A 16,625-nucleotide genomic window follows, 5' to 3' on the forward strand; every position below is an offset into this window, starting at 1 on the left:
TGAAGCATGAGTTCAACACTTTCTGCATCGATGCTGCTGGCGGTACCCTTGGCACCGTTGGCGGGGTCTGTTCTGGCAGGTATTTTTGGTACTGCCTTTGGGGGCAACAAGTTTGGCCGAGGGGTGAGCCATTCGCTCACCATCTTGGGCGTTTTGTTGTCATTCGTTCTGTCGGCACTGGTGTTCCAGTCCGTGGTTTATGACGGCGCACGCTTTGATGCCACCATTTATGAGTGGATGGAAATTGGCGGGGTGAAGATGGAAATCGGTTTTCTGATCGATTCCATCACCGCCATGATGATGTGCGTCGTGACCTTTGTGTCCCTGATGGTGCACATCTACACCATCGGCTATATGTCCGAGGACGAGGGCTACAACCGTTTCTTCTCCTACATCTCGTTGTTTACCTTCTCCATGCTGATGCTGGTGATGAGCAACAACCTGCTGCAGCTGTTCTTCGGTTGGGAAGCGGTGGGCTTGGTGTCCTACCTGCTGATTGGCTTTTACTTCAAGAAGCCCACGGCCACTTTTGCCAACATGAAGGCCTTTTTGGTCAATCGTGTGGGTGACTTTGGCTTCATCATTGGCATCGGCTTGATCTATGCCTACACCGGTACGTTCAACTACAGCGAGATTTTCGCCAAGCTGCCCGAGCTGCAAGCCACCATGCTACCCGGCACAGGCTGGCTGCTCTTGACGGTGACGGGCATCTGCTTGTTCATTGGTGCCATGGGTAAATCGGCCCAGTTTCCGCTGCATGCTTGGTTGCCGGACTCGATGGAAGGCCCCACCCCGATTTCCGCGCTGATCCACGCTGCCACCATGGTGACGGCCGGTATCTTTATGGTGTCGCGCATGTCGCCGCTGTATGAGCTGTCGGACACCGCCTTGAACTTCATCTTGGTGATTGGTGCGATTACGGCCTTGTTTATGGGTATTTTGGGCATTATCCAAAACGACATCAAACGCGTGATTGCCTACTCCACGCTGTCGCAGCTGGGCTACATGACGGTGGCGCTGGGTGCATCGGCCTACTCGGTGGCGGTGTTCCACCTGATGACACACGCTTTCTTTAAAGCGCTGCTGTTCTTGGGGGCTGGTTCGGTCATTATGGGCATGCACCACAACCAAGATATCCGCTGGATGGGCGGTGTGCGCAAATACATGCCCATTACCTGGATCACCTTCCTGCTGGGTAATCTGGCGTTGATCGGCACGCCGTTCTTCTCAGGTTTTTACTCGAAGGACGCCATCATCGAGGCCGTACACGCCTCCACCCTGCCGGGTGCCGGTTTTGCCTACTTTGCTGTGCTGGCGGGGGTGTTTATCACCGCTTTCTATTCGTTCCGTCTGTACTGGATCGTGTTCCACGGCCAAGAGCGTTACGACCAGAACCCGGATGCACACCATGGCCACGCACATGACGACCACCACCATGGCCACGATGCCAAGCCGCATGAATCGCCCTGGGTGGTGACGCTGCCCCTGGTGCTGCTGGCGATTCCCTCGGTGGTGATTGGTGCCATTGCGCTGATGCCCATGCTGTTTGGTGATTTCTTTAACGGCGTCATCTTTGTGGACGGCAGCAAGCACCCGGCCATGGCCGAGCTGGCCCAGGCCATTCACGGCTGGGTACCGATGGCCCTGCACGGCTTTTCTGCGCCGCCCTTCTGGCTGGCTTTGGCCGGGGTTGTGGTGTCCTATGTGTTCTACATGGTCAAGCCTGAGATTCCTGCTGCCATCATGGCGTTCTCCAAGAAGATCGGCCTGTACCAGGTGCTGGAAGGCAAGTACGGCGTGGACTGGGTGTACGAAAACATCTTTGCCCGTGGTGCCCGTGCTTTCGGCACGGTGTTCTGGCGGGTTGGTGACCAGGCGCTGATCGATGGTGCCGTGGTGAACGGCTCCTGGAAGGTGGTCGGCAAGATCGCTTCTGTGGTGCGCTGGTTCCAGTCTGGATATATCTACCACTACGCGTTGGTCATGATTTTGGGTGTGTTCCTGCTCATGACCTACTTCGTGTGGCTCAACAAGTAAGGGAAGAAGAAAAATGGGTTTGTTGAGTCTTGCCATTTGGCTCCCGATTGCCTTTGGCGTACTGCTATTGACATTGGGACGCGATAGCCAAACCGGTGCTGTGCGCTGGTTGGCCCTGCTCGGTGCTTTGCTGGGATTGGTGGTAACCATCCCTTTGATCGCCGGATTTGATACCAGCACTGCACAAATGCAGTTTGTGGAAAAAATGCTGTGGATTGAACGCTTTAGTGTTCACTACCACCTCGGCGTGGATGGGCTGTCGTTCTGGTTTGTGCCGCTGACGGCGTTCATTACCGTGATTGTGGTGATTGCCTCTTGGACAAACATCCAAGAGCGCGTGAACCAGTACATGGGGGCCTTCCTGATTCTGTCCGGCCTGATGATTGGCGTGTTTGCGGCGCTGGATGGGCTGCTGTTTTACGTCTTTTTTGAAGCCACGCTGATCCCCATGTACCTGATCATTGGTATCTGGGGCGGCCCCAACCGCATTTACGCGGCCTTCAAGTTCTTCTTGTACACCCTGCTGGGTTCGCTGCTGACCTTGGTCGCCATCATCTACCTGTACAACGCTGCAGGTGGCAGTTTTGACATCCTGACCTGGCACCAGCTGCCCCTGGGCAAGCTGCCGCAAACCCTGGTGTTCTTCGCCTTCTTCGCGGCATTCGCTGTCAAAGTGCCCATGTTCCCGGTGCACACTTGGCTGCCCGATGTCCACGTGGAAGCGCCCACGGGCGGCTCGGCCGTACTGGCGGCCATCATGCTGAAACTGGGGGCGTATGGCTTTTTGCGTTTCTCTATGCCGATTGCCCCGGATGCCGCGCGGGAGTGGGCCTGGCTGATCATCACCTTGTCGCTGATTGCGGTGCTCTACGTCGGCGTGGTGGCCTTGGTGCAAAAGGACATGAAAAAGCTGGTCGCCTATTCGTCGGTCGCGCACATGGGTTTTGTCACCCTGGGTTTCTTCGTGTTCAACGACATTGGTGTCTCTGGCGGTATTGCGCAGATGATTGCCCACGGTTTTGTCTCGGGCGCGATGTTCCTGTGCATTGGCGTGCTGTACGACCGGGTGCACTCGCGTGAGATTGCCGACTACGGCGGCGTGGTCAATGTCATGCCCAAGTTCTCGGCGTTTGCGCTGCTGTTCTCCATGGCCAACTGTGGCCTGCCTGCCACCGCTGGGTTTGTCGGCGAGTGGATGGTCATTCTGGCCTCGGTGAAGTTCAACTTCTGGATTGGCGTACTGGCCGCTTCGGCGGTGATTTGGGGCGCGGCCTACTCCTTGTGGATGTACAAGCGCGTTTACCTGGGCGAAGTGACCCACGCGCACGTGAAGAACATGCAAGACCTCAATAGCCGTGAGTTCCTGGTACTCAGTGTTTTGGCGATTGCAGTGCTGTTCATGGGGATTTATCCCAAGCCCTTTACCGATGTGATTGACCCCTCCGTGCAGCAGCTGTTGCAGCACGTGGCCCAGTCCAAGCTTCCCTAAAGACCAGACTGAACAGAGAGATTTCAAATGATTGACAACATCAGCTGGCTTGCTGTTTACCCCGAGATCATCCTGATGGTCATGGGTTGTGTGATCGTCCTGGCCGATCTGGGCGTAAGCAGCTTTCGCCGTACCGGCACCTATGTGCTGACCATGCTGACCTTGGCGGTAGTCGCCATCATGCAAGCCATGTATGCCGCCAACGGCAACACCGTGTATGGCTGGAGCAATATGGTCGTCTCTGACGCCATGGGCAACTGGCTCAAGTGCTTTGCCACCCTGTCCATGATGGTGGCCCTGGTCTATGCCCGCCCCTACTCGGCCGATCGCGGCATGTTGCGCCATGGCGGGGAGCTGTTCTCCCTGGCCATCTTCTCGCTGCTGGGTATTTTCATCATGATCAGCAGCAACCACCTCTTGGTGCTGTACCTCGGCCTAGAGCTGCTCACCCTGTCCAGCTACGCTATGGTGGCGCTGCGCCGCGACCACGAGGCATCGGTCGAAGCGGCCATGAAGTACTTCGTGCTGGGTGCGATGGCCAGCGGCTTCTTGCTGTATGGCATGTCCATGATTTACGGCGCGACCGGCACGCTGGACATTGGTGAAATCTTCAAGGTGATTGACGCGGGTGAAACCAAGCCGCAAATCCTGGTGTTTGGCCTGGTGTTCCTGGTGGCGGGCCTGGCCTTCAAGCTGGGGGCTGTGCCCTTTCACATGTGGATTCCCGACGTGTACCACGGTGCGCCCACTTCGATCACCCTGATCATCGGCAGCGCCCCCAAGCTGGCCGCCTTTGCCGTGGTGATGCGCCTGCTGGTCGATGGCCTGTTGCCGCTGGCGGCAGATTGGCAGCAGATGCTGGCCTTTATGGCGATTGCCTCGTTGCTGATCGGCAACCTGGTCGGTGTGGTGCAGACCAACCTCAAGCGCATGCTGGCTTACTCCACCATTTCGCACATGGGCTTTTTGCTCTTGGGTCTGATGTCTGGCGTGGTCAATGGCGAGGTGGACACCGGCACCGCCCAGACCGCCTACAGCGCTGCCATGTTCTACGTGGTGACCTATGTGCTGACCGCCTTGCCCGCCTTCGGCATCATCTTGCTGCTGGCGCGCGAAGGCTTTGAGAGCGAGGAAATCGCCGATCTGGCCGGCCTGAACCAGCGCAGCCCCCTGTACGCTGCCATCATGACGATTTGCATGTTCTCGCTGGCCGGCATTCCGCCGCTGGTGGGCTTTTATGCCAAGCTGTCGGTGCTGGAAGCATTGGTGGCAACGGGTTCGAGCTTCAACATCGCCCTGGCCGTGTTTGCGGTGGTGATGTCGCTGATCGGTGCTTTCTACTACCTGCGTGTGGTCAAGGTCATGTACTTTGACAAACCTTTGACCGCCGGCCCCATCGTTGCGCCGATGGATGTGCGCTCGGTGCTGTCCTTCAACGGCTTGCTGGTGCTGATCTTGGGCATCTTCCCCGGTGGTTTGATGGGCCTGTGTGCCGATGCCATCGTGCGGGCGCTGACTTCGTAATCCATCATGGAAGGCGTTGTGTGAGTCAAACTGCTGCGATTTGGCTGGTCATTGTGGCCGCTTTCTTGGCGGCCAACCTTCCCTTCGTGAATGAGCGCTGGCTGCTGGCGGGCCCGCGCCCCCAGCAGGGCAGCAAGCCCTTGTGGGCGCGGTTGGGGGAGCTGTTGCTGCTGTATTTTGCTGTTGGTGGCATGGCCTTGGCGCTGGAGCACCGTGCCGGGCAGATTTACCCGCAAGGGTGGGAGTTTTATGCGGTGACCTGGGCCTTGTTTTTGACGCTGGCCTTTCCGGGTTTTGTCTATCGCTATTTGGGCAAGCACCGCAGTTAAGCCCTTGCTCCTTTATCCTCACGGCATCTTTCGCAGATGCCGTTTGTTTTTCTTCATCATTTTTATTTTGCACGAGGGGCTGCCATGAAGGTTTTTGACTTGCACTGCGGCCAAGGTCATATTTTTGAGGGCTGGTTTGGCTCCGAAGCCGATTACCAGGATCAACAACAGCGCGGCCTGCTGGAATGCCCCGTGTGTGGTGATGGGGCGATTACCAAGGGCTTGAGCGCCCCCCGGCTGAACTTGGGGGCGGCTGCGCCCCAGCCGCCTTCTTCTGAAGCCTCCGCCGCCGTGTCCCAGCAGACCCGGGGATTGACTACGCTGCCTGGCAACGCCCCAGAAAAACTCCGCGCGCTGCAGGCCGCCTGGCTGCAACTGTCCCGCCAATTGGCACAGGCCAGTGAGGATGTTGGCACGCGCTTTACCGAGCAGGCCCTGGCCATGCACCGGGGCGAGCAGGAGGAAAAACCCATTCGCGGCCAGGTCACGCCCGCGCAAGCCCAGGAATTGGTGGAGGAGGGCGTGCCCATCGTGCCCTTGGCTTTGCCCAAGGTCAGCGGCGAGACGCTGCAATAAGTGCTGCATTAGGGTTTGCATTAGGCGTTGCACTAGGCGCTGCGGTTGCCGCGCAGCCCCTAAAAAAAAGCCCCACTCGTTCGAATGGGGCTATTTTTATAGCTGCTTGCGCTGATGAATAAACGATTTCAAAGGTAAATAGTCTTTAAATCGTTTATTTTCATGCGGAACAAGCTCTGCTATTTAAGTTCATTCATGCCGCAGCACGCAGCTCTTGGGCGGCGGCCACCATGGCCTGCAGCGCGGGGATGACTTCGCCCCACTGGCGGGTTTTCAGGCCGCAGTCCGGGTTCACCCACAGGCGCTCGGCGGGGATGCGCTGGGCGGCTTTTTGCATCAGCTGCACGATGTGCGCCTGCGTGGGGATGTTGGGCGAGTGGATGTCGTACACGCCGGGGCCAATCTCGTTGGGGTAGTGGAAGTGCTCAAACGCGTCCAATAGCTCCATGTCGGAGCGCGAAGTCTCGATGGTGATCACGTCGGCATCCATGTCCGCGATGGCGGCAATGATGTCGTTGAACTCCGAATAGCACATGTGGGTATGGATCTGCGTGCTGTCCTGCACGCCGTTGGCGCTGATGCGAAAGCTCTCGATCGCCCAGTCCAGGTAGCTGTGCCACTGGCTCTTGCGCAGGGGCAAGCCCTCGCGCAGCGCGGCCTCGTCGATCTGGATGACGCGTACGCCGGCTTTTTCCAAATCCAGCACTTCCTGGCGGATGGCCAGCGCCAGCTGCTTGCAGGTGGTGGCACGCGGCTGATCGTCGCGCACAAACGACCAGTTCAGGATGGTCACCGGGCCGGTGAGCATGCCCTTCATGGGCTTGGCCGTCAGCGATTGGGCGTAGGCAATCCACTCCACCGTCATGGCCTGGGGGCGGGCGATGTCGCCAAACAGAATCGGCGGCTTGACGCAGCGCGAGCCGTAGGACTGCACCCAGCCGAACTGGCTGAAGGCATACCCCTCGAGCTGCTCGCCAAAGTATTCGACCATGTCGTTGCGCTCGGCCTCGCCATGCACCAGCACGTCCAGGCCCAGGGCTTCTTGCTCGCGCACGCTGCGGGCGATTTCTGCCTGCATGGCGGCTTGGTATTCGGCAGTACCGATGCGCCCGGCCTTGAAGTCGCTGCGGGCGCGGCGGATGTCTGGCGTTTGCGGGAAGGAGCCAATCGTCGTCGTTGGGTAGGCGGGCAGGCGCAGGTGGGCCGCCTGCTGCTGGGCGCGGACGGCGTAGGGGCTTTGGCGCTGGCCCAGGGCGGCGGTGATGGCGGCCACGGCAGCCTGCACTTCAGGGCGGTGTACGCGCGGTGAGGTGCGCCGCTGTTCCAAGGCAGCGGCGTTGGCGGCCAGTGCTGCCTGCACGCTGGCACGGCCCTGGTTCAGCGCCTGGCCCAGCACGTGCAGCTCGTGCAGTTTTTGTTTGGCAAAGGCCAGCCAGTTTTTTACCTCGGGATCGAGTTTTTCTTCGCTGTCCAGATCGACCGGCACATGCAAGAGCGAGCAGCTGGGGGCCAGCCACAGGCGCTCGCCCAGGCGCTCGGCCAGGGGTTCAAGCCAGTCCAGCGTGGCGCTCAGGTCGGTTTTCCAGATATTGCGGCCGCTGATCACGCCCAGCGACAGCACCTTGTGCGCGGGCAGCAGGCCGATGAGCTGCTGCACGTCGCCCGCATCGTGCGTTGCATCCACGTGCAGCCCGGCCACGGGCAGGTTGGCGGCCAGGTATTTGTTGTCCAGCAGCGGGCCAAAGTAGCTGGCCAGCAGAATTTTGACCTTGCAGCTTTTGAGCTGGTGGTAGGCGGTGTTCAGGGCATGCTGCCAGTCGGCATCCAGCTCGGTGACCAAAATCGGCTCGTCCACCTGAACCCACTCCACGCCCTCGGCGGCCAGGGTGTCCAGCAGTTGGGCGTACACGGGCAGCAGGCGCTCCAGCAGGGCCAGCTTGTTGCTCTCGTCCTTGGCCTTGCCCAGGGCCAGGTAGGTGACGGGGCCGATGATGACCGGCTTGGGATTCACGCCCTGGGCGCGGGCCTGGGTCAGTTGCTGCACCAGGCGTTGGGGGTTCAGCTTGAACTGGGTAGCGGCCGTGAATTCGGGGACGATGTAGTGGTAATTGGTATCAAACCACTTGGTCATCTCGCCAGCGGCCACGCCAGTGCTGTCGCCCGCGCTGCGGCCCCGGGCCACGCGAAAGTACTGGTCCAGTTCGCTGCCGGGCAGACCCTGCACGCGCTCGGGCAAGTGGCCCAGGGTGAAGCTCATGTCCAGCACCTGGTCGTACAGGGAGAAATCCCCCACGGGCACATAGTCCAGCGTGGACTGCAGTTGCCAGTGCTGCTCGCGCAGCCAGGTGCTCAAAATATTCAGCTGCTCAGCGCTGGCTTCGCCGCGCCAGAACGCTTCTAGGCCAAATTTCAGTTCGCGCTGCGCACCGATGCGGGGAAAACCGAGGTTATGAATAATGGTCATAAAGATTGCTTTCTTTCAACAAGTTGGTTGGATGAGTGCAATCCTATTCGGGCGGATGCATGAAGTAAAATGGTAAGAATTCACCTATCTATTATTTTTACTCATGATTTTAGAGCGCATTCATCTGGCCATCGTGCAGGCTGTTGAGCAGCACGGCTCTTTGACCGCAGCGGCCGAGCGCCTGTGCGTCACCCAATCGGCCCTGAGCCACAGTGTGCGCAAGCTGGAAGAGCGCCTGGGCACCGCCCTGTGGCTGCGCCAGGGGCGCAGCCTGCGCCTGACCCCGGCGGGGCAGCAAGTGCTGATCCTGGCGCAGCGGGTGCTGCCGCAACTCGAACAGATGGAGACCAAGCTGGCGCAAATTGCCCAGGGCCAGCGCGGCAGTCTGCGCATTGGCATGGAGTGCCACCCGTGCTACCAGTGGTTGCTCAAAGTGGTGGCACCCTATCTGGCCGCGTGGCCCGATGTGGAGGTGGATGTGAAGCAGAAATTCCAGTTCGGTGGGCTGACGGCGCTGCTCGATTACGAGATTGATCTGCTCGTCACCCCCGACCCGGTGTACCAGCCGGGCTTGGTGTTTACCCCGGTGTTTGATTACGAGCAGGTGCTGGTCGTCAGCCACCACCACCCGCTGGCCCAGGCCGACTATGCCCGGCCCACCGATTTGCAGCACGAGACGCTGATCACCTACCCCGTCCCGGCCGAGCGGCTGGACATCTTCACCCAGTTTCTGCTGCCGGCCGGTAGCGCCCCGGCGGTACATAAAAGCATTGAAACCACCGACATCATGTTGCAAATGGTGGCCAGTGGCCGGGGCGTGGCGGCCTTGCCACGCTGGTTGGTGCTGGAATATGCCCAGCGCCTGGCCGTGCGGCCGGTGCGCCTGGGCCCGCAGGGCGTGGCCAAGCAGATTCATCTGGGGGTGCGCAGCGATGAGCAGGGCATTGATTACCTGGCGGCCTTCATCGCGCTGGCCCAAGAAAATAATGAAATGATGGCTGCAACCGCTGATCAATAAAGGGATTAACTATTGTTTGTGCGTGAAATTGTTTATTTATAAGCGGTTAAAGCTCTTGTTCTAAATGCGCTACCCGCTTTTGCATTGCTTGTGTCTGGAACCCGTTAAAAGAAAGCCCATAGCCATGACTGCCTTTGATTTTGCTGCTGCTGCCCCCGTCCTCGACCCCCGCCTGGCCCAGGTGCTGGAATACTGGCTGGGCAGCGAGCGCCCCAGCAACGCCAGCGCCCTGGCCCGACAAAGCCTGTGGTTCACCAAGTCCGAGGCCACCGACGAAGAAATCCGCAAGCGCTTTGGTGCTGTTTTGCTCGAAGCCCTGGCCGGCAAGCTGCACGCCCAGGCACAGCACCCGCTGGGGTGGCTGGCCCTGCTCATCGTGCTGGACCAGTTCACGCGCAACGCCTACCGGGGCACGGCCAAAGCCTTTGCGGGCGATGCCCAGGCCCTGGCCCTGGCGCAGCAGGGCATTGATGCGGGCTGGGACCAAGACCGGGCCATCCCCCTGGCGGCGCGGATTTTTTGCTACCTGCCGCTGGAGCACGCCGAAGATGCCGCCTTGCAAACGCACAGCGTGATTGCCTTTGAAGACCTGGCCGCGCAGGCGCAGGAGGTGGGGGATGCCCAGGTCAGCCGCCTCTTGGCGGGTGCGCTGGATTACGCCCAGCGCCACCAGAGCGTGATTGAACAGTTTGGCCGCTTTCCGCACCGCAACCGCCCGCTTGGGCGCCGCAGCACGGCCGACGAGATGGAATACTTGAGTAAACCCGGTTCTGGGTTTTAATGGCATGTTTCGGTTGGTAACGTGCAGTGATCTTCATCGCACTTTTTTTATTTCCTTCAACGTTGAATGTGCATGCTCAAACTTCTCTCTCCCCTGCACCATTGGCGCATCGGTGCCCGTTTGTTTGTTGCGTTTGGTGCCGTGCTGGCTTTGCTGCTGGTGGTTGCCGTGGTCGCTGTGTGGAACCTCAATACTTTGAGCCATACCACCCGCCACATGACGCAGGTAACGTGGGCTCAAGCCGATGCCGCTTCCCGGCTGGGGCTGATTGCGGCGCTCAATGCCCGGCGCACGGCGGAGCAAGTCTTCAGCGATCCGCAGCGCCGCCAGCAATTGCGCGATGAAATTGTGGCCTCGCGCGAGGCATTCGTGGTGTCCATCAAACGTTTGCAAGAACTTGTCTTTCTGGATGAAGGCAAAACGCTGCTGGCAAAAATTGAGCAGGCCCGGGGCATTTACGTCCAGTCTCAGACCAAGTTTTATGCCCTGCTGGATGCAGGCGACATGGAGGGGGCAACCCACGAGCTACAAACCGTCACCCTGGTGCAATTGGCGCTGATATCGCAGTATTGCCAGGATTTGTCCGATTTACAGAACCGCTTGGCCCAGGAAGATGGTGCCCAGACCGTGGCCGCTGCCGATTGGGCCCGTTGGATTGTGATTGCCACGGGCTTGATTGCCGCAGCCTTGGGGATGGGCCTGGCGTGGGTGATCACCCGTTCCATTACCCGCCCGCTGGTGCAAGCCGTTGGGGTGGCCCAGTCTGTGGCGCAAGGGCAGTTGGGCAATGCGATGGCGATTGACCGCTCTGACGAAACGGGCGACCTGCTCCAAACCCTGCAGGCGATGGACCAAAGCCTGGTGCAAATTGTCACCAACGTGCGCCAGGGCAGCGATGCCATTGCCACCGCCACCACACAAATTGCCACGGGCAACCTGGATTTGTCTGGGCGCACCGAAGAGCAGGCCAGCGCCCTGGAGCAAACCACGGCGGCCATGCACGAGTTGTCGGGCACCGTTGCGCAGAATTACGAAAGCGGCAAACAGGCCTCCGCGCTGGCGGAAACCGCCGCCCAGGTGGCCATGCGCGGTGGCAAAGTGGTGGCCGAGGTGGTGGACACCATGGAGGCGATCAACACCTCCTCGCGCAAGATTGCCGACATCATCGGCATCATCGACAGCATTGCCTTCCAGACCAACATCCTGGCGCTGAACGCTGCGGTGGAAGCGGCCCGTGCCGGTGAGCAGGGCCGGGGCTTTGCCGTGGTGGCCAGCGAGGTGCGCGCCCTGGCCGGGCGCAGTGCCGATGCGGCCCGTGAGATCAAAGGCTTGATTGCTGAATCGGTGGGCAACGTCAGCAACGGCAGCACCCAGGTGGAAAAAGCGGGCAGCACCATGGATGAAATCGTCGTCAGCGTGCGCCGCGTGGCCGACATCATGCGTGAGATGAGCAAAGCCAGCCAGGACCAGACCGTGGGCATTGCCCAAATCAACCAGGCCATGCAGCAAATGGACCAGGTCACGCAAGAAAATGCCGCCTTGGTGGAAGAGGCCGCCGCTGCGGCCCAGTCGCTGCAAAGCCAGGCGCAGGCCCTGGTGCACACAGTCAGTGTGTTTCACACCCCGGCATCTTCCCAGCCGCAATACGCCTTGGGGGCCTGAACAGCCTCTAGAATCGGCCCCTTTGGTGCTCGCAGGGCATTTCTGTCCCTGCGGTTAAACGGGAAACATGGCCGCTGGCGCGTCGCTACCGACGCGCCAGCGCAGCATGTACTGCCCCCGCAACAGTGTGCGCAAGGGCCTTGGAAGCCGTTCCAAGGCCCTCCTTCCGTCTCGTAAAGCCACTGCAGCCCTGGGCTGTGGGAAGGCGACGGCCAAGGAAAACGCCAGTCTGGATACCGGCCAAAAAAGGGGCTGGTGTGCAAGCCAACAAATTGCATGCCAGTGAATGATTGCCGTGGCGGGGACGCCGGGGCGGGTCTGTTCTGATTTTTACCATGCAAAACTTGAATTTTTCCTGCGCGTCGCCTGCCGGTGCGCGCCTGCCGGTGCATTTTTCGTTGGCGGCCATCGCCTGTGCCGTCTTCACCCACACCGCCATGGCGCAAGAGGCTGCGCTGCAAGAAACCGTGGTCACCGCCACACGCACCGAAAGCCGTTTGGATGCAACTTTGGCCGATGTGACCGTCATTACCCGCGCACAACTGGATGCGGTGGGCCCGGGCCGCTCGGTGGCCGAAGTGCTGCAGCGCCTGGCCGGTGTGCAACTGTCTAGCAACGGCGGGCGCGGCCAGGCGCAAAGTATTTTTCTGCGCGGTGCGGGCAGCAACCATAGCTTGCTGCTGGTCGATGGCGTGCGCTACGGCTCGGCCAACACGGCAGCGCCGGTGCTGGCCAACCTGCCGCTGGAGCTGATCGAGCGCATTGAAGTGGTCAAAGGCCCGGCTTCGGCCCTGTACGGCAGCGAAGCCGTGGGCGGGGTCATCCAGGTGTTTACCCAGCGCGGCCAGGGCGCAGGCAAGCCATTGCTGGCCAATGCCGAGGTGACGCTGGGCGAATACGGCCACACATCCGGCACCGTGGGGCTGCGCGGCGAGCAAAACGGTTTTGACTACCAAGTGAACCTCAGCCGTGTGACCGAGCACGGCATTTCAGCGACCAATGCCAAGGATGTGTTCAGCTACCACCCCGACCGCGATGGCCTGCAGCAAACCGCCGCCCAAGTGGCGCTGGGCTACGCTTTGAATGCCGACTGGCGCATCGAAGGGCAGTGGCTGCAATCGCAAGGCAAAGCCTGGGTGGATGATGGCCCCAGCACCCAAAATCCTTACGCCGACATGCGCACCGAAGTGGGCCGGCTCGCGCTCAAAGGCAAGCTTTTGCCGATCTGGACAACCACCGTGTCGCTCGGTGAATCGACCGACAAGCTCGTGAATCGGCAAGCCGCCTGGGGCGATAGCCACCTGAACACCCGCCAGACCGAATTCAAGTGGGACAACCAGCTGGCCACCCCCGTGGGCACGGTGCTGGCCGGGTGGGAGCGCCTGGAGCAAAAGGTGGACACCTCGAACAACTACGCGGTCAATCGGCGCACGGTCAATGCCGCTTTTGTCGGCGTGAATGGCAGCGCCGGTCGCCACTCTTGGCAGGCCAATGTGCGCCGGGACGATAACTCGCAGTTTGGCGGCTTTACCACCTATGGTCTGGGCTATGGCCTGGAGCTGGCACCGGGCTGGCGTGCCTACGCCTCGCATGGCAAGAGCATGCGCGCCCCATCGTTCAACGATTTGTACTACCCCGCGCCGGGCATGGCCTGGGGCGGCAACCCCGATCTGGTGCCCGAGCAAGGCAAGAACAACGAAATTGGCCTGCAATGGAACCATGGCCCGCACAGCGCCAAGCTGCTGCACTTTGACAACAAAATCAGCCAGCTGATTCAAAGCGGCACCACCGGCATGCAAAACGTGCCCGGCACCACCCGCTTGAAAGGCTGGAGCGCGGCCTACGGCTTGGCCATGAAGGGCTGGACCGTGGCCGCCGCCTACGACTATTTGGATGCCCAACAAGCCGACGGCCAAACGCCGCTGCGCCGTGCCAAGCACCAGGCCAGCCTGAACGTGGGCAAACAATGGGGCGCGTGGACGCTGGGCTCGAGCCTGCTGTACGTGGGCAGCCGCAAGGATGCGGACTTTGCCACCTTCCCCGCCACCTCGGTGAGCTTGCCCTCTTACACCACGGTCGATGCCTCGGTGCAGTACCAGTTGCGCCCTGATCTGGCGGTGCAACTGCGCGTGGCCAACCTGGGGGACAAGCGCTACGAAACCGCCTACGGCTTCAACCAACTGGGCCGCGCCGCCTACCTGACGCTGAAATGGGCCATGCGCTAATGGCGTGGCGCTGGCGGCAGGCTGCTGTGGCCGCCATGGCCGCCAGCGTGGTGCTGCACGCCGGGGCGCAAACCCCGGCGGCAGCCCCGGTGCCAGCCCCGGCCCCGCAGCGCATCGTTTCGCTGCTGCCCTCGGCCACCGAGGCAGTGTGCGCCCTGGGCGCGTGTGAGCGCCTGGTGGGGGTGGATGATTTTTCGCTCGATCCGCCCCCGGTGCAGGCACTGCCCCGCCTGGGGCGCACCTGGGAGCCGTCGATCGAGGCGGTGGTACACCTGCGCCCCGACGTGGTGTTTACCGGGCGTACCCCGCCCGTGCAACAGCGCTTGCAGGCCCTGGGCTTGCACGTGGTGGAGGTGGATGCGCTCACCATCGCTGATGTTGAGAGCGCTTTGCGCAAGATTGATAAGGCTTTGCAGCTTCATAAAGCCGAAATTGCCATTAAAAACATGCGCCAAGAGCTACAAGAAATAGCAAGCACGGCCCAGGCGCAACGTCCGGGTCTGCCGCCGCCACGGGTGTACATCGAAGTGGACAACGCCCTGTATGCCGCCGGCCCTGACTCGTTCATGGGCGAGCTGCTCAGCCACCTGGGGGCCGAAAATATTGCTGCTGGCAGCAGCACGCCGTTTCCCCAGCTCACGCCGGAATATGTGGTGCGGGCCGATCCCGACCTCATCATCCAGTCGCACACGGCGGCCAGCTTGTACGCTTTGGCCCAGCGCCCAGGCTGGGGGCGTTTGCGGGCGCTGCGCCTGGGGCAGGTGTGCCAGCTTTCCGCACCCGAGAGCCGCACCCTCACCCGCCCGGGGCCGCGTTTGGTCGAAGCGGCCCGCATCCTGGCGCGGTGCCTGAGCCAGCTTCCCGGGCACACGCCAGCGCCCGCTGCACCATGAAAGCATCTTGATGAAATCCAGTCGCCACTACGGGGAGCTGTGCTACCCCTTTATCCACGAAACGTCCACGCTGTGCGACTTTGAAATGGTCACCGACGAGCTGTGTACCCTGATCGGTATGGCCCTGTCGGCCATGCCGCCCGAAATGGCCGACCTGGCTGCCGACCTGGACCACTTGCAGCCCCTGGCGTTTCACGTCAATGGCTCGATTCGTGGCACGCTGGCGGTGGAAGAGGCCGATGTGCAATGGGTGGTGCAGCGCCTGCGCCACTACCAAGACGCGCTGGGCGCGCGCCAGCACACCTTCATCCTGCCCCGGGGCACGGTGCCGGTGCCGCAGTTGCACCTGGCCCGCTCTTGCGCCAAAAAAGCCATTCGCGCCTTGGTGCGGGTCGAGCAGGAGGGGCACGCCATCCCCGACGTGCTGCCGCGCATCTGCAACGCCATGTGCAATCTGTTCTTTTTAATGACGCTGGTCGTCAATCGCCGCCGGGGGCTGGACGAAGTGCCCTTTACCAGCAAAAGCTACAAGGTATAGCGCCGCCATGCGCTAGCGCCGCGTGGCCAGCCAGCACAGAATCGCCCCGCCGCAGACCATGGCCGCGCCCTGCCAAAAGGCCCAAGACAGCGACGCGCCCAGTAACCACACCGACAGGGCCGAGGACAGCACCGGAATGAAATACGACGCGCCCGCCAGGATGGTGACGTTGCCGTGCAGGATGCCCACGTTCCACGCCGCGTAGCCAAAGCCCATGGCCCCGGCGGCCAGCACCAGGTAAACCATGGCCGCTGGGGTGAAATCCATCGGCCCGCCGCCTTCCAGCCCGTACTTCACCCACAGCGCCAGCGCCACCAGAATAAAAAACAGCGTAACGCCATTTTTGCCCTGGGCGATGCGGGCGGTGACGGTGCAGTAGCCCGCCCAGATCAGCGCCCCGGCCAAGGCCAGGCCGTAGCTCAGCGGGTTGTCTTGCACGTTCGCCGCCATGCCGCGCAGGTCAAAACCTTGCGCACCGCCCAGCACCCAGCCGATGCCGATGATCGACAGCCCAAAGCCCGGCACGATGAGCCAGTTGGCCCTTTGCCGGTTGAACACGATGGCCGCCACGATGGTGAAACTGGGCCACAGATAATTGACCATGCCCACCTCAATCGCCTGCTGCGCTGTGTGCGCGTAGCCAATCGACAGGGCCAGGCACAGCTCATAGGCCACAAACAGCACGCTGCCCCACAGCAGGTAGCGCCGGGGAAAGGCCCGCAGGTCGCGCGGCCGGGCACCGCCCACCGTCAGCAGCAAAAAGCAGGAGGCCACGCTGTACAGCATGGCCGCGCCGCCCGTGGGCCCCAGGTGGTCGCTGACGCTGCGGATCAGGCCGACGATGGCGCTCCACAGCACGATGGCGATCAGGCCAATCAAGGTGGCGTGGGTTGGGGTAGGCATGGAAGTTTTATTAAATCAATAGCTATGACCGCTTTTTGTATATGATTTTTAGCGGTTTTTATTTCAATAAATCTTATTAATTCAGCGGAAACAGCTTTGGTTTATGTGATTTTCCGGCTTGCGCAGCGTACACGGCGTGGCAATACGAAGGCCTTTGCCGACCACTTGCATCCCACCCACGGGCAC

13 protein-coding genes and 1 riboswitch are annotated in these 16,625 nt (G+C 61.0%); of the genes, 11 read left to right on the forward strand and 2 right to left on the reverse strand.

Annotated features, from left to right (window positions below; all coding sequences use genetic code 11):
• Positions 1 to 6: 6 nt before the first annotated feature.
• The 5 genes from nuoL (at position 7) to J1777_RS00255 (ending at position 5,955) form a co-directional block, all read left to right on the forward strand.
• Complete coding sequence (nuoL, locus tag J1777_RS00235; RefSeq protein WP_242700309.1) at positions 7 to 2,037, forward strand: NADH-quinone oxidoreductase subunit L; 2,031 nt, start codon at positions 7 to 9, stop codon at positions 2,035 to 2,037.
• A 13-nt stretch (positions 2,038 to 2,050) separates the two neighbouring features.
• Entirely contained in the window at positions 2,051 to 3,526 is a 1,476-nt protein-coding gene (locus J1777_RS00240; protein WP_207573842.1) for an NADH-quinone oxidoreductase subunit M, read from the forward strand.
• A gap of 27 nt (positions 3,527 to 3,553) precedes the next feature.
• A complete protein-coding gene (gene nuoN, locus J1777_RS00245; RefSeq protein WP_207573843.1) occupies positions 3,554 to 5,050 on the forward strand; it encodes an NADH-quinone oxidoreductase subunit NuoN in 1,497 nt (498 codons plus the stop codon).
• Positions 5,051 to 5,070: 20 nt separating this feature from the next.
• Positions 5,071 to 5,379 carry a DUF2818 family protein gene (locus J1777_RS00250; RefSeq protein WP_207573844.1) on the forward strand — a complete coding sequence of 103 codons (309 nt, stop codon included), beginning with the start codon at positions 5,071 to 5,073 and terminating at the stop codon, positions 5,377 to 5,379.
• Between the two features lie 84 nt (positions 5,380 to 5,463).
• The gene (locus tag J1777_RS00255) at positions 5,464 to 5,955 is read left to right on the forward strand and encodes a DUF1178 family protein (protein WP_207573845.1); all 492 of its coding nucleotides are present in this window, start codon (positions 5,464 to 5,466) and stop codon (positions 5,953 to 5,955) included.
• A gap of 193 nt (positions 5,956 to 6,148) precedes the next feature.
• Here J1777_RS00255 and metE read toward each other — a convergent pair whose 3' ends face one another.
• Entirely contained in the window at positions 6,149 to 8,419 is a 2,271-nt protein-coding gene (gene metE / locus J1777_RS00260) for a 5-methyltetrahydropteroyltriglutamate--homocysteine S-methyltransferase (protein ID WP_207573846.1), read from the reverse strand.
• Between the two features lie 106 nt (positions 8,420 to 8,525).
• On the opposite strand from metE, the gene J1777_RS00265 reads away from it, so the two are divergent.
• The 6 genes from J1777_RS00265 (at position 8,526) to J1777_RS00290 (ending at position 15,536) form a co-directional block, all read left to right on the forward strand.
• Positions 8,526 to 9,437, forward strand: a complete 912-nt coding sequence (locus tag J1777_RS00265; protein ID WP_207573950.1) for a LysR substrate-binding domain-containing protein — start codon at positions 8,526 to 8,528, stop codon at positions 9,435 to 9,437.
• A 124-nt stretch (positions 9,438 to 9,561) separates the two neighbouring features.
• Positions 9,562 to 10,218, forward strand: coding sequence for a DUF924 family protein (locus J1777_RS00270; protein WP_207573847.1), 657 nt, complete (start codon positions 9,562 to 9,564; stop codon positions 10,216 to 10,218).
• Positions 10,219 to 10,290: 72 nt separating this feature from the next.
• On the forward strand, positions 10,291 to 11,880 hold the full coding sequence (locus tag J1777_RS14425) for a methyl-accepting chemotaxis protein (protein ID WP_278253411.1): 1,590 nt from the start codon (positions 10,291 to 10,293) through the stop codon (positions 11,878 to 11,880).
• A 6-nt stretch (positions 11,881 to 11,886) separates the two neighbouring features.
• Positions 11,887 to 12,139, forward strand: a riboswitch (cobalamin riboswitch).
• A 76-nt stretch (positions 12,140 to 12,215) separates the two neighbouring features.
• Positions 12,216 to 14,105, forward strand: a complete 1,890-nt coding sequence (locus J1777_RS00280) for a TonB-dependent receptor domain-containing protein (protein WP_207573849.1) — start codon at positions 12,216 to 12,218, stop codon at positions 14,103 to 14,105.
• Positions 14,090 to 14,998 (forward strand): ABC transporter substrate-binding protein, encoded by a 909-nt coding sequence (locus tag J1777_RS00285; protein ID WP_207573850.1) that lies wholly within the window; start codon positions 14,090 to 14,092, stop codon positions 14,996 to 14,998. Before J1777_RS00280 ends, J1777_RS00285 begins: the two co-directional genes overlap by 16 nt.
• 10 nt (positions 14,999 to 15,008) lie before the next feature.
• A complete protein-coding gene (locus J1777_RS00290) occupies positions 15,009 to 15,536 on the forward strand; it encodes a hypothetical protein (RefSeq protein WP_242700320.1) in 528 nt (175 codons plus the stop codon).
• 12 nt (positions 15,537 to 15,548) lie between these two features.
• Here J1777_RS00290 and yddG read toward each other — a convergent pair whose 3' ends face one another.
• On the reverse strand, positions 15,549 to 16,439 hold the full coding sequence (yddG, locus tag J1777_RS00295; RefSeq protein WP_207573852.1) for an aromatic amino acid DMT transporter YddG: 891 nt from the start codon (positions 16,437 to 16,439) through the stop codon (positions 15,549 to 15,551).
• Positions 16,440 to 16,625: the final 186 nt, after the last annotated feature.

Origin of the sequence: Comamonas denitrificans (genome assembly GCF_017368815.1) — a bacterium.
GTDB lineage: Bacteria > Pseudomonadota > Gammaproteobacteria > Burkholderiales > Burkholderiaceae_C > Comamonas > Comamonas denitrificans.

Excerpts from the sequence above, each read along its gene's own strand:
- nuoN (WP_207573843.1), top strand. The coding sequence starts at position 3,554 with ATGATTGACAACATCAGCTGGCTTGCTGTTTACCCCGAGATCATCCTG.
- J1777_RS00255 (WP_207573845.1), top strand. The coding sequence starts at position 5,464 with ATGAAGGTTTTTGACTTGCACTGCGGCCAAGGTCATATTTTTGAGGGC.
- nuoL (WP_242700309.1), top strand. The coding sequence starts at position 7 with ATGAGTTCAACACTTTCTGCATCGATGCTGCTGGCGGTACCCTTGGCA.
- J1777_RS00270 (WP_207573847.1), top strand. The coding sequence starts at position 9,562 with ATGACTGCCTTTGATTTTGCTGCTGCTGCCCCCGTCCTCGACCCCCGC.
- J1777_RS00240 (WP_207573842.1), top strand. The coding sequence starts at position 2,051 with ATGGGTTTGTTGAGTCTTGCCATTTGGCTCCCGATTGCCTTTGGCGTA.
- yddG (WP_207573852.1), bottom strand. The coding sequence starts at position 16,439 with ATGCCTACCCCAACCCACGCCACCTTGATTGGCCTGATCGCCATCGTG.
- J1777_RS00290 (WP_242700320.1), top strand. The coding sequence starts at position 15,009 with ATGAAATCCAGTCGCCACTACGGGGAGCTGTGCTACCCCTTTATCCAC.
- metE (WP_207573846.1), bottom strand. The coding sequence starts at position 8,419 with ATGACCATTATTCATAACCTCGGTTTTCCCCGCATCGGTGCGCAGCGC.
- J1777_RS14425 (WP_278253411.1), top strand. The coding sequence starts at position 10,291 with ATGCTCAAACTTCTCTCTCCCCTGCACCATTGGCGCATCGGTGCCCGT.
- J1777_RS00285 (WP_207573850.1), top strand. The coding sequence starts at position 14,090 with ATGGGCCATGCGCTAATGGCGTGGCGCTGGCGGCAGGCTGCTGTGGCC.
- J1777_RS00280 (WP_207573849.1), top strand. The coding sequence starts at position 12,216 with ATGCAAAACTTGAATTTTTCCTGCGCGTCGCCTGCCGGTGCGCGCCTG.